This is a genomic window from Butyrivibrio sp. AE2032, from assembly GCF_000702965.1.
On the sequence record NZ_JNLF01000004.1, the window covers coordinates 462,317 to 475,298 of the forward strand.

Below are 12,982 nucleotides of genomic sequence, written 5' to 3' on the forward strand. Positions count from 1 at the left end.
TGAACGCTGACGATAAATTCAATTATACGTCGGCATTATCTTCTTTCATCGAACTCCTGATCCGGCTTAAAGACTCCGGCGTTATTCCAAGATATGTTGCTATATAACGGAGCGGAACGCGCTCCGCGAGCTTCGGGTATCTTTTCCTGAATTCAACATATCTCTCGGTCGCAGTTTCTACCAGGAAACCGTTTTCCCTGTAGATCTTATATCTCATTCCGCCTTCCAGGGACGCAATCCAGAGATTCTTTAACTGTTCATCACCAAATATCAGTTCCTTCATGTCCTTTACATCAAAGAGCATGACCGTAGTATCTTCCAAAGCTTCCCAGTTTGTCTGCATCTCGTCAAAACCGACCATTCCGGAATCGATGCACCAGCTGCCCTCAGAAGCAAAATACTGTGTGATGTCATTGCCGTCTTTATCGACGTAGAAGCTCCTGATAACGCCGGTTAAGACTATCCCGGCCGTTATCGCCTTATCTCCGGTCCTTGCGATAACCTCGCTTTTTGAATAGACCTTGAATCTGGAGAAAGATATCGCCTTCTCTATGGCTTCCGCGGAAATGCCCAAACCAAACCCGTCAGAGAGTTCTTTAAGTTGTTTTATCAGATATGTCTTATCCATGTTCATTTAGCCACCACTATCCAATATATCAGCGAAATGATGTTTATGCCTCCGTGTGCGATCATGGGCGCGATAAGATGTCCTGACTTCTTATATGCCCAGATCCATATTAATCCGATTATGAACGAAAAACCGAAATTATACCAGTCGAGCATTGCGAACATCACATTGAACAGAAGCAGCGCGGTCATCTCACCCATGACTGAACCGCAGAACTTTTTGGCAAAGCCTCTGAAGAATATCTCTTTTACTATGCCGCTCACCAATCCGAGAGCAAGCACGCCCATGATGGTCAATCCCGTTGTCGGTTTCGCCGCTTTATATGCCATATCCGTCTGACATCCGTATATAAAAGTGGAAAGGACAGCAACTATTCCCGTTAATGCCAGCGCGATAACTCCTGTGAGGATATCCTTCCCAAGAGTTTTCTTTTCGAATATCTCATCCTTCAGGCTTATGCCGTTTTCCGTAAACAGCAGCACCGCACTTGGAAGCATCACCATGTTCGCAATTATGAGAATAAGATAATAAATGTACCTGTTCGCGGTCACATAACTTGCCAGATCAAAAAAGTTCATTCCGGGCATGTAATTTGTGTAAGCGATGAAGACCTCAAAGCCTGCCACAAACAGAGTAATCACCGTGGTTAATGTAAGTGCGCGCTTTGCGTTTTGTTTTGTCATATCCATGATATCACCTCCTGAATGAGAGCATACCAACAGCAAAAGGATCGCGCCTTGATGTATGTTAATTCAGCATCTTTTACCGGTGAAAAATCATACCATTACAAAATTCATATATCCGTTGATCGTGTGGATCACAAAGAACGGTACAGAAGATATGACTAAAAAACAGTTTTTCTTCCACAGACCATAAAACAGATAATATAAGGGGACAACGGCGAATTGAGTCAACACAATCAACCATCCGTATTGATACCCCATATAGTAAAATGCCCATCCGGCAAAGTTGATCAATATCATTGACGCAGTTAGAAAAAAGAACAGTTTATCCTTCGGTGCAGTTATCGAAAACACTTTGACGTCATCTCTTACGATCATCATCAGAAAGATCATGGACAGAATGCCGAATACGCCCTGAGTTATCTCAAGCCATTTGATCCCGTTCTGCACATTCATTATCGGATTTGAAGCAGGATCTATCAGCGGCATGACAATGTACGGAATCTCCTGTATTACAAAGGCGGCTATTCCGGCAAATGATATGCCCAAGTAATAACTCTTAAACAGTCTGAAGAACTTTAACATCCACGTTGCCCTTACCGATGATAGTTTAATCCGCATGCTAACCTGCAGATTTCATCCCCTATCAGGCCGTACTCAAACAGTGAACAAAATGCCCGCAATTCATGCAACAGTACAGAGCTTCCCCCTCAGGATATAACCTATCTTTTCATAACAGGCATTGGAAGCAACATAATCAGCATCCGTATACAACATCGGAAGGTATCCTGCTTCCTTTACCATAACCGTAACCTGATACACAAGATGTTCCGCATAATGCTTTCTGCGTTCTTCTTCACGTGTATAGACCAGGCCGATCGAAGCCATGTCATTTACCGGATGCCAGCTGCAGCTAGCTACTGATCTTCCGGCGGCATTTCTCCAAAAATACAACTCACCTTTCTTTACGCCTTCTTCGGCACTGAGACGGTACTGTTCCCTGCTCTCCTTATCTATTCCGACAGCATCGTGGAACATCTCGAAAAAATCGACCAGTTCATCTAAATCTTCAGCCGTACACTGATGAATTACACCGTCAGTCTCATCCGAAGGCATGACCGGATCGGGACAGTCATAAGCAAACAGGTTCGTCACTATCGACAATGTGGGGCCGTCTTCTTTCGCTCTTGCAATGAAATATTCCGCAAGTTCATACTTCACATTAAAACGGTGTTCACCGTCGAGGAAGCCGTGCTCACCGGCAAGTCTGTAGGCTCTCTCCATCTCTTCTTCCGAAGCATCATCAGGCATCCAAATCCAGACCGGATACGGCTGCCCCGTAAAGCAGACGATCATCCTCTCGTGATCTGACAGGAGCAATGTATTCTCACCGCCGATTATCCTGGACAAAACCGAGAATGTATATTTATCCCTACTAAGAAGTTCATAGTCTCTTTCATCAACGAAATTATCCATTTCCATCCTCCAGTTTTCTTATCTTTGCTGCAAACTCCGCTATCTTTTTCTCATTTTCTTCAGAAGGACGGTCCTTTGGATCGATAAGACTCATTTCCGCTGCAAGCCCTTCTGCTTTTGAAGCTTCCTTAAGTGCTGCTATGCACTTGGAAGTATCACCGCCCGCACATGTTACTATGACTGCTATCTTCTTTCCCGTCAGGTCATTGTCTTCAAGGAATGTACGCATGGGAGGTGTGAAACTGCTTGCCCACACCGGTGTGGCAAGAATGACCAGATCGTAATCTGCCGCGTCAAACTTATACGGCTCGAGTTCAGGCTTCTTCTTGAATGTTACGGCTGAACCTCCCCAGATAAATTTAATCATACCTTTGTCGGGATAGGCTTTTACCGGGACGAGTTCTATAAGATCCGCACCGGTTTCTTTGGAAACTTTTTCTGCCACGTAACGTATGTTGCCTTGAAGAGAATAATAAACTATCGCTGTTTTCATATTGCCTCCTTAACCGTTCTTAAGCATCTTCTTTGCCTTGCCGCACCACTTCAGATACGCTTCGTAAGTTTCGATCCCGAACATGACCGTCAGCAGAAAATACATATGATCCTCATTGCTCGTATCCTTTTCAAGATTACCCTTATACATCTTCAGAAGTTCAAGATCGGACCTTATCTTTGATTCAAATATCTCGATGTTATGAAGAGACATCTGTCTGTCGCCCGCGCCCCCGAAATACAGTTTGAGTAAAGTCTCATACTTCATATCATTTACCGCCTGCTCTTCATTCAGCCAGGCCTTAAGCGAATCTGTGCCATTATCGGTAATATGGTAGAAGATCTTCTCACGGGCGCCCGAATCTTCTGCTTTATATTTGCTTATCTGCCCCTCATTTTCCATCGCGCTGAGAGCCGGATAGATACTGCCGAAACTCCCTTTCCAGAAAAAGTTTATGGCGCCGTCGATATGTTTCTTGATGTCATAACCTGTCATGTCCTCGTGAGACAACAGACCTAATATCACCATATCGATCTTTCTGTCTTTTGCCATGCGGTATTCCCTCCCGAACGGATCACAAGTCTTATATCATTTTGATATATCGTTTTGATACATTATGAATCGTATTCGCAAAGATGTCAAGACCGCATTTGAAAGTTCCAAAAGGAATATCTGGCTGTGTTATTCAGCAGACTGCCGTCAATAAAGGATCTTAAGACTGTCGCCCTGCACGTTAACGCCTTCACTCCTGACGATCTTAAGTCTCTGTTCGTTTGTGAAACCTATAGTCTCGCCGTCATGCAGTATGACATCCTGGCCAATGACATACGCAGTGATATCCATCAGTAATCCCCTTATATCTCTCGGATCCTTATCACTATCCACGATCTCCAGTTCATCTTTTCCGAATCTGGTCAGACCAACAGTATAAGCACTGTACCCTTTCTGAGATCTTCCGAGACCAAACCAGATAAGGCTCAGCATCGGGAATTCATCCTGTTTTATAAGCTGAGAAACATCGACAAGGAATTCAGGCGATGCGACCACATCGTTATAGTAGACGCCGAGAGTATTATCGCAGCGGCAGACAGTGGTAAGCGCTTTTGCGAAAAGAACACCTGACTCCATAGGATCTGATGACCCCATTACCGTCAGTATCATGTGAGCGTTATGCGACTTCGTAACTTCAACGGCATCCTTCCACATATAGTTGAACTGAGCATAGTATTCAGCTTCTTTTTCAGGGACAGGTGCACCGATCAGACTTGTGGCTATAAAGATAGCGCTGTCACTGTCGCCAGGTGAATAAACGACAGTTGTCATGTCATCACCTTCTTTTGCCTCAGGTGCCTTTAACCTGATACCCCAGTCAGCTTCAAAGTCATTCTCAAACTTCCCGTGATCCCACTGTTCCTTCTTGAGAAGGACAAATGACAAAAACTTACCGGCGTTCTTTGCCCGTTCAGCCCTCTCGCTTTCTTCAGCGGCCTTGTTCTTCCAAAATTTCTTCAATGAAGCCAAAAGTTCTGCCGCATCCTGATCTGCAGTCTTGGGAACGTATTTTTCCATATGACTGAAGACACCCGCATCGCTTGCGATCGCCAAAAGCCAAGGTGACAACATGCTCTTCCTGTACTTGAAGATCATGCACCCGCAGCCTTCGTCGTCCTCAAAAGTCTTTACATATTCAATTGCCTGAGGTTCTTTGCCGAGTTCTTTCGGATGCTTGAGCCATTCTATAAGGTTACTCTTCTCAATATCTACAGATTCCATATTTCCTCCCCAAAATCACTCATCAGTTGCGCTGTAATTCCTACATAAAGCATATGATCAGATTATACCAAACCGAATCGACATTACATTCCACATTCTATGTTCATATAATCTTACCGGTGTAAAGTTCTGGCAACTTACCTACTGTAAAGAATCTGCAAGCAGTTACTGCAGGATAAGCTTTTCCTCTTCCTTTATCATTTCCATAAGCTCGCTTCTTCGCCTCAATTTATCATCGCGTTTTGGAAAATCTATTTGCAGTTTAAAGTAAAGTTCATGTGCTGAATTCTTGTTTAAACCCGAAGAGGCATTCTGCGTTATTTGCGGCTGACCCTGCTGCCTGTTACGCGGAAGCGCGTTAACTCCGTAATCGTGCTCACGCAAAGGCGCGTTCCTGTTAGCATCATAATATTCAGGATTGTTATCCTGATCGATCCGCGCTCCCAAAGTGAAAAGGTCAAGCAACAGATGTGCATTCGCAGATGCGATGCTCGAAGCATTTCTGTCAGGATTATCAATAGCGCTCTTGAACTTCACCCTTATATCATCAAGTTCCTCTATGACATCCATTTCATATGGTTCCTTCGCAGCCTCTATCGCTCTTGTCCTTTTGAAATTCGCAACATCTTCCCTATCTATTCCTTTAAAACCTGACGGATACATTCTGATAGAGGTGGGATCCAGATCAAACAACGGCAAAATGTCTTCTGCAGACCGTCCGGACAGCATCAGACTGAGGAAGCAGTACTGCACCATATGAGCCACAATATCATTGCCTGAATCCAACAGATCCGAAGCAAGTTTTTTCATCTCAGAGCGTGTGAAAAGCAGTTTTACGGAATAACCGCCGGTGCAGACTTTGTGCATCAGTGCTTCAGCATTTCCAACCCGATAACAACTCAGGATTCTAATAAGATCCGCTTCAGGATCTTTATCATTTCTGTCAAGCCGGCTCAGTTGCAAGCGGGTTTCTTTAAAACTTCCGCTCTTAAACGATTTCCTAATATTCTCCATGCTCACAGGAAGATCATCGGTTTCTTTTTCCCGCTTTCCGCCGAAAGCAAAACGCGGGAAATCGCTTTTCCCTGAATCGTTGTTTTTCTTTAACTCTTTTTCGATGATGATTATCGACTCATCGTGTTCTCCGATCATCTCCACGGATATCTTACCGACTGTAAACATAAATAAATCATCTATGGATTTGACACGTTCGTATGCGCTATTAAGCATCAGCTCTGAATCGAACTTTCCGACCGTCATATGAGGAACATATTCGTATCCGGGATCGAACGGTTTGAACTCATTTGCATACAGCAGATCATGTATGTTTTTCACCGCCTCTGCACCCACAGTCATATTGAGGAACAGATATTTTCCCGACTCTTCAGAATGTTTGGTAAACCCCTTAAGTTCAATATCGAACGGTTCAATGTCCTTGAGTCTTTCTTCAAGCACTTCGGATAATTCCTCATTGCTCATATCCGATTCGAACGGAAAGACAATAGTAATATGAGGCCTGATAAGTTCCGCCAGCGGATCGTACCATAACCTGATAGAATCGATTATCTCCATATTAGAAAACTCAGGAAATATCATTATGGTTCTGAACATAATATCCTCCCATCATCAGAGCAAAGTTAAACTTCCGATAACATCATCAATTGTTATTCTACCAAAAGAATAACCAGGAGATAAATTGCAGTTTTCCTTACATGAATCTTCTAAAACACAGCAAAACAGGAAATGTTTTCAAGTGGTTTATGAGCTATCATAAACTTGTTGCAGCTGCAAGAAATTGAGAAAGGAGGTACCCAAGTGTATAAGGACTGTATCCAGAAAATATTGGATAAGATCGAAGCAGGTCTTAAGGACGAGATCGACGCAAAGGCCCTGGCACAGGAAGCGGGATATTCAATGTTCCACTTCTACAGGATATTTCAGGATGCCGTGGGCTTCCCCGTAATGCAATATATCTTGAGAAGAAAACTTCTTAATGCGATCTACGAGATCGGAACAGGACGAAAGAAAAGCGATGTGACATACGAATATGGCTTTGAGACCTATTCGGGATTCTACAGATCCTTCGTCCGCGAGACCGGATATACACCGACGGAGTACCTTCGTAAGTTCAAGGCCAAAAAGCCTTACAGGATCAATCTCTTACAGGAGGAACACATTATGATTAATCATAAGTTGATCACGGAAGTTCTCTCTAACTGGGACATTCAGGATCAGAAAGTCTCTGATATCGTATTTCCTGAGACAGGAGAGATAAGCGACACGTCCAAGTTTGTCGGCGATGAATATGTGATCAAATATACTGCAAATCTCGGCAATACCAAGAAGGCGATCGAGATAGCCGGAGCACTCAACAACGTCGGACTGTCTGCACCAACGATCATTCCGACCAGGGACGGAAGAGAATGCGTTCAGGAAGGCGAGATTTACTTTACTCTCTATCGTAAGATCAACGGAGAAAGAGTAATGGCTGGCAAGCTATATCTTGATGATTATCAGAAGAAAGCCAGATTCACAGGTGAGATCATCGGATGGCTCGACAAAGCGCTTTCTGCGATAGATACGGCAGCAGACGAAGCTGATACCTACGATGCAGTTAAGTCATGGGCATTGCCGAAACTCTCATCGGGACTCGGTTTAGACGATACTTTCACAAACAGGTTTCTTGATGAATTCGGTAACCTATATAAGTCACTCCCCAGGCAAGTGATCCACAGAGATCCAAATCCAAGCAATATCATCGTAGCTGATGATAAATGGGGCTTTATCGACTTCGAGCTCAGCGAGAGAAACGTCAGGATCTTCGATCCCTGTTATGCTGCTACCGCCATACTGTCCGAGACTTTCGAAGACGGCAACAACGACAAGTTCATGAAATGGATAAGTATCATGAAAGAGATGATCGCAGGATATGATTCAATAGTAAAACTTACCGAAGAGGAAAAGAAGGCCGTGCCTTACATCATTCTTGCCAATCAATTCATCTCTACCGCTTACTTCGCTGATAAGGGTCGATACGAAGAACTCTATACAACAAACAGGAAAATGACGAGAAGCATCATCGATAATTTCGAAAAGATGAAGATAGAATAACAAGACTGTAGTATTGTTGCACACAACAAAAGGGGCTATCTCACTTGTTTTGAGACAGCCCCTGACAACTACATAATTATGTTGAATATTAGTCGTGGAAAAGCGCCAATATAATTATAAAAGGTTTATGCCGGTTTTTGCCATTTTATGTCTGGCTTGATTCCCTTTTTCACGCAATCATCGAGATACAGATCTATCAGATTCTGGTATGGAATGCCTGTCTCATCAGCAAGCTTTTTAAAGTAGTCTACAGTTGTTGATTTGAGATTAATAGTTACCTGACGCTTAAGCTTTCCTGCATATGGATTCTTTTTGGGATTGAGTTTTGAAATATCATAGTTATCTCTCATAATTATCCACCGCCTTGAATGTAGTAATTTGCTTCAGGTTTTGTTGCCTTTCGCGCTGAAATGATTTTGTTTTCATCCCATTCAAATAATTGATACGAGACTTTCTATACATAATTATAATGTAATTATATTTCATTATCAATTCGCAAAAGAGAATGCAAGAATTTTTAATGTTTCTACCGCAAATTTCTTATGTTTGCATACAACCGCAGGAACTTATTTATCCAGGTCTTTATATACCGGTTTAGTCAATCTGATCAGGCTTATTATCATTCCCGACAGGCCTGATATAAAGAAGATCAATGCAATCCCTGCACCATGCCCTGTTCCGAATATACCTGATAAGATGTTTTCGTTTTCCATGAACGGTTCGAAAACATTATCAGCCAATATTCCACCCAGAAACAAGCCTAGAGGGATCGTGAAGTTCTTCAGCGTATCCTGGGCAGAAGTGACTCTTCCCTGCATCTCCACCGGAACTTTTTCGCGCATTACGGTTGTAAGATTAACGTTCATGATAACTGCTGTTACATAAGTTCCGATGTTTGAAATACACCATATGACCGGTGATATGGTCAGACCATTTATTATGTTGCCCGTGAATATGAGTGCACATGTGATGAAAACAAACCGGCATTTCTTTTTCACAGGTTTCATGACAGTTGAAATTATGCTTCCGATAAGAAGCCCTGCTGAAACCGAGCTTTGAACAATGCCAAGTATCCTCTGATCGTTGCCTGTTCTGCCAAGTACGAACGGAGCCATCATTCCGTCACCTCCGAGCTTTGCGAAAAAGTTGATCACAGCGACAAAAAACGTCAGATGCAACAGTGCTTTGTGTTCTTTCAGAAAATGTATTCCATCGAGGCAGCTCCTGATAAACGGGACACTGTTTTCTTCATTCCCGACAGGCTCGGGGATCCTGATGAAGAACATCAATACCACAAAAGCAAAACCGAAACTGATAAGGTCGATTATCAGTACCGTTTTTATCCCGCCGAAAGCTATCAATACGCTTCCGAGAGCGGGTGCCAGAATGCTGACGACAGAACCGGATATTCCCTGCAATCCGCTTGCCTTCGTGTAGTATTTTTCCGGCACGAGCAGACTTGTTGCAACAAACGAAGCCGGCACCTGAAATGAATTCATCAGACTCATAAGAGTGTTGATGATATAAAGATGCCATACCGCCAGAGAAGAAACCGAATAAAGTGCGAATATGATCAAAGTCCCTAAAGCGGCAACCAGATCCGAAAGCAGCATGATCAGTTTCTTATTCTGGCGATCCGCAACTGTTCCCGCGATGAACCTGAAAAAGATCGTCGGCAGAAATATACACAGTGTTAGAAGAGTAACGCTTGAAGCAGTTCCCTTCTGTTCGTACACCCAAATGACCAGTGCATAATCAGTCATGGCTGTACCGAGTTCCGATACAATCTGTGAAAACCACAAGATCAGAAACGTCTTGAGGTCTTTAATAGTTTGAAAAGTAAACATAGCTTTGCTCCTTTATTGTTCTGAATTAGTGAACAAGTGCAAAGCCTATATCGGACGATAATCTCTATTGAATTACCGCTTCGTACAAGTATCGTCCTTTATCAGACCTTGCACGAAGCTATAGCATCTGCCGCAAGCGGTATTCCCCATCTGGTTAGTTTCATATTATCAAGTCTCCTGATAAGTCAATTCTGTATATGAGAATTATAGCATGTATCTTCAATCTACTTTATAGATGAGAGTCGGCTTAGAAGTTCTGCAACCAAACTCGGTTCCTGAAGTGGATCAAGTATTACCCCAGTCCTTCCACTCTCATTTTCTGCACAGGCAATGCAGGATCGTTCCGTCTTCCGGTCTGTATATTTTCCCCTTTTCGCAAAGGATTACTTCCATGCCTGCCTGGTCCGCGAACTGTATCAGATCATCTGATTCAAAAGCCTCCCAATAAATATCTGCATTGGCATACGGAAAGAATTTCCGGCCATCCAGGCAATTGGGATAATTCTCTTTCAGATAATTATAATCATGCGTCGAGAAACTGAGCAGACCGTCTGTCTTAAGGACCCTTTTGCATTCCGACAGATACCTGTTCTTTAACGCTTCTCCATAAAGCAGTCCGAGGGTCTGCGCCCAGATCAGCACGACATCGAAAGACTCGTTAGGGAAATCTAGATGCTCTCCGTCGTAATCAAAAAATGATATCTTATATTCTTTAGCAGCAGAGAGTTGCTTTACGCGTGTTATTACTTCTTTTGAGATGTCGATCCCGACAACTTCGAAGCCGAGATCGCATAATGCAAACGCTTCGCGACCCAAACCGCAGCCGATGTCCAATATTCTTGCGCCGGAAGGGAAGTGCCCCGCAACTGTTTTTTCCCATTCTTTTAATGCAGGATTCCAGTCCTGCATCTCATCAACGTTCTTGGTATCCTCATACCACTGTGAAACAATGTCATCCATATTTATAGCCGTTTGGAATCCTTATAAATGCGCGGATATGCTCATCCACAGGTCGCTCGATGATCACTGACCTGTTATTAACATTTCCTTCGACGGCGAGGATGGTATTCTCGCGCTTTTCGATTACTATACCGATGTGGTCGTGTTCCATGTTCTCGAAAACACGGTCATAAAGAACAATGTCTCCCGGCTCAGGAATAAAGTCCGCAACTCCTTTGTAATATCCAATCTGAGGATTGCCAAGAGCAAATTCTTCCCACGCGATGCAGCCTGCCAAATGACATGTCCTGCATTCGTTCGGACGGATCGGAATATCGAAGCCCGCTTCCGTTATGCAATAATAAACGAAAGCCGCGCACCACAGACCGTCAGCTTCTTCCAGCGTCCACTTAGGGAACAGCTGAATGATCGGACCCAGGTTAGACTCTTTGCTTTCTTCAAAACCATGGAAAGGAGTCCGCGCCTTTTCTTCGGCTATTTCTGCCAATAATAATCTTGTTGCTTTCATCATGATATTAAAAGATAATCGACAAAGGATTCCTTCTCTCCTAAGTCATCTAATACTTATGGCTATTTACCAGATTGTGACTGATATTTAAAAATCTCCGAAATGAATATATCATATCGGCTCTTTAATGGCACTAGCCTTATGCCTCTACCTGATCTAATTCAGGCTGCTTTTATCTTGATTATCTGTTCTCCTGTCTTGATGGGAATTGCTCTTGTGTCACCCAACTTCATCATCTGATATGCCGCATTTACGTCTGCGTTAATGAAGATCCCGCTGTTGCTCTTAAATAGTCCTCGTTCTATCCTTCGTGTCTTGTCATAGTAAGTTCTGGTTGGCTTTTCTCCGTCAAGATAACTCGTTCCGCTCGTGTAACTCTCGCGTACAGTTTTTACCTCTATGCCTTCAAGTCGTGCTTTGTATGTGATCATGTCCGTAAGTGTCTTATACGGTATGGATACAAAGTTCTGGTTTGTTATGTTTCCCATGTGTACTTTCTGTTTCCATCCGTGATTGGAACCTACCACTATGAGTCCGACACCTGAAGAGACGGCCAGGTTAACTATCTTCCTGCTGGCCTTGTGCATGTAGTCTTTTACCTTGCGGTTCCTTTTTGCCGTAAGTTTATTCAGCCTTTTGGTCCTGTTCTTTCCGTTATATACTTTTGCCTCCTTCTGCGTATGCGCTCTTGCCTTGTTGTAGTACTGGTTTATCGATTTCAGCGGTTTCCCGTTGATTATCACGGGCCTGTCTTCGGAATCCCACGCGGCTGCTATGAGATTGTTTACTCCCAGGTCTATTCCCATGACCTTTGTCCCTCTTGCAGTCTTTTCCTCTTTCTCATACATCAGACTGATCAGGACAGAATCCTTGAACGTCTTTATCCTTATCTGTCTGACTGAACTGTGCCTTGCACGTATGTGTATACCACTGAGGAATTTAGGCATGGTTACATTACCATTCTCATCCACCTTGAAGTTCTGACTGGTTATCACAAGAGAACCTCTTCCTGTCTTCGGGTCAAGATATCCCGGCACGTGTGGATGCTCCTTGAACTTCTTCGAATCTTTCCAGTATTCTGCTGTCGCCCTGTAGAACGACTTCCACTCTCTGCATTTCTCCTGTATGCATATCTGACTGCATGTCGCATATGGAACGTCCTTATATACTTCCGTTCCTTTCAGATACCAGCTGAGAAAATATGCATCGGCTATATATCCGTTATCGGAATCGATATAACGTAACCGCTTGCTTTCAGAGCGACCCGAGTTGTATTCCGTTATGCCGTTGTTTATCGCTCTGATGAGTTCATCTTCCCACTCTTCAAGTGCTTTACCGTTCACGATCTTCTTATGTATGCGGTAACACTGCTTTATCAGGTAGTTGACGCTGTTGGAAAGGTTCTTCACTTTATAGCAGTAACCGTCTATCTCGTGAAGAAGTTTCTTATTGTTATGTTTCTTTATCCTGTGTTCTTCCGAGAGTATCATGTTACATGCCCCT

Annotated in this window: 14 protein-coding genes; 1 reads left to right on the top strand and 13 read right to left on the bottom strand. The window is 43.4% G+C overall.

What is annotated here, in order from left to right:
* Positions 1-22 precede the first annotated feature (22 nt).
* The 8 genes from BO18_RS16085 to BO18_RS32945 all read right to left on the bottom strand — a co-directional run bounded on the left by BO18_RS16085 (position 23) and on the right by BO18_RS32945 (position 6,664).
* Complete coding sequence (locus BO18_RS16085) at positions 23-628, bottom strand: Crp/Fnr family transcriptional regulator (protein WP_185752479.1); 606 nt, start codon at positions 626-628, stop codon at positions 23-25.
* 2 nt (positions 629-630) lie between these two features.
* The gene (locus BO18_RS16090; RefSeq protein ID WP_034447964.1) at positions 631-1,317 is read right to left on the bottom strand and encodes a CPBP family intramembrane glutamic endopeptidase; all 687 of its coding nucleotides are present in this window, start codon (positions 1,315-1,317) and stop codon (positions 631-633) included.
* A gap of 87 nt (positions 1,318-1,404) precedes the next feature.
* Positions 1,405-1,932 carry a hypothetical protein gene (locus tag BO18_RS16095; RefSeq protein WP_242856584.1) on the bottom strand — a complete coding sequence of 176 codons (528 nt, stop codon included), beginning with the start codon at positions 1,930-1,932 and terminating at the stop codon, positions 1,405-1,407.
* Between the two features lie 63 nt (positions 1,933-1,995).
* Positions 1,996-2,787, bottom strand: coding sequence for a GNAT family N-acetyltransferase (locus tag BO18_RS16100; RefSeq protein ID WP_034447966.1), 792 nt, complete (start codon positions 2,785-2,787; stop codon positions 1,996-1,998).
* Entirely contained in the window at positions 2,780-3,280 is a 501-nt protein-coding gene (locus BO18_RS16105; protein WP_034447968.1) for a flavodoxin family protein, read from the bottom strand. Before BO18_RS16105 ends, BO18_RS16100 begins: the two co-directional genes overlap by 8 nt.
* 9 nt (positions 3,281-3,289) lie before the next feature.
* On the bottom strand, positions 3,290-3,832 hold the full coding sequence (locus tag BO18_RS16110; RefSeq protein ID WP_034447970.1) for a PadR family transcriptional regulator: 543 nt from the start codon (positions 3,830-3,832) through the stop codon (positions 3,290-3,292).
* Positions 3,833-3,979: 147 nt separating this feature from the next.
* Positions 3,980-5,053: a DUF4261 domain-containing protein gene (locus BO18_RS16115; RefSeq protein WP_081861095.1), complete on the bottom strand. Its 1,074-nt coding sequence runs from the start codon at positions 5,051-5,053 to the stop codon at positions 3,980-3,982.
* A 165-nt stretch (positions 5,054-5,218) separates the two neighbouring features.
* A complete protein-coding gene (locus BO18_RS32945) occupies positions 5,219-6,664 on the bottom strand; it encodes a 2'-5' RNA ligase family protein (protein ID WP_051688836.1) in 1,446 nt (481 codons plus the stop codon).
* Between the two features lie 204 nt (positions 6,665-6,868).
* On the opposite strand from BO18_RS32945, the gene BO18_RS16125 reads away from it, so the two are divergent.
* On the top strand, positions 6,869-8,164 hold the full coding sequence (locus BO18_RS16125; protein ID WP_034447972.1) for a helix-turn-helix domain-containing protein: 1,296 nt from the start codon (positions 6,869-6,871) through the stop codon (positions 8,162-8,164).
* Positions 8,165-8,289: 125 nt separating this feature from the next.
* On the opposite strand, the gene BO18_RS16130 is transcribed toward BO18_RS16125, so the two are convergent.
* The 5 genes from BO18_RS16130 to BO18_RS16150 all read right to left on the bottom strand — a co-directional run bounded on the left by BO18_RS16130 (position 8,290) and on the right by BO18_RS16150 (position 12,969).
* Entirely contained in the window at positions 8,290-8,514 is a 225-nt protein-coding gene (locus BO18_RS16130) for an antitoxin (RefSeq protein ID WP_034447974.1), read from the bottom strand.
* 216 nt (positions 8,515-8,730) lie between these two features.
* Positions 8,731-10,011 (bottom strand): MFS transporter, encoded by a 1,281-nt coding sequence (locus BO18_RS16135; protein WP_034447976.1) that lies wholly within the window; start codon positions 10,009-10,011, stop codon positions 8,731-8,733.
* 312 nt (positions 10,012-10,323) lie between these two features.
* Complete coding sequence (locus tag BO18_RS16140) at positions 10,324-10,971, bottom strand: class I SAM-dependent methyltransferase (RefSeq protein WP_034447978.1); 648 nt, start codon at positions 10,969-10,971, stop codon at positions 10,324-10,326.
* A complete protein-coding gene (locus tag BO18_RS16145; RefSeq protein ID WP_185752480.1) occupies positions 10,964-11,458 on the bottom strand; it encodes a CHAP domain-containing protein in 495 nt (164 codons plus the stop codon). Before BO18_RS16145 ends, BO18_RS16140 begins: the two co-directional genes overlap by 8 nt.
* A gap of 182 nt (positions 11,459-11,640) precedes the next feature.
* On the bottom strand, positions 11,641-12,969 hold the full coding sequence (locus BO18_RS16150) for an RNA-guided endonuclease InsQ/TnpB family protein (RefSeq protein WP_051688837.1): 1,329 nt from the start codon (positions 12,967-12,969) through the stop codon (positions 11,641-11,643).
* Positions 12,970-12,982 lie beyond the last annotated feature (13 nt).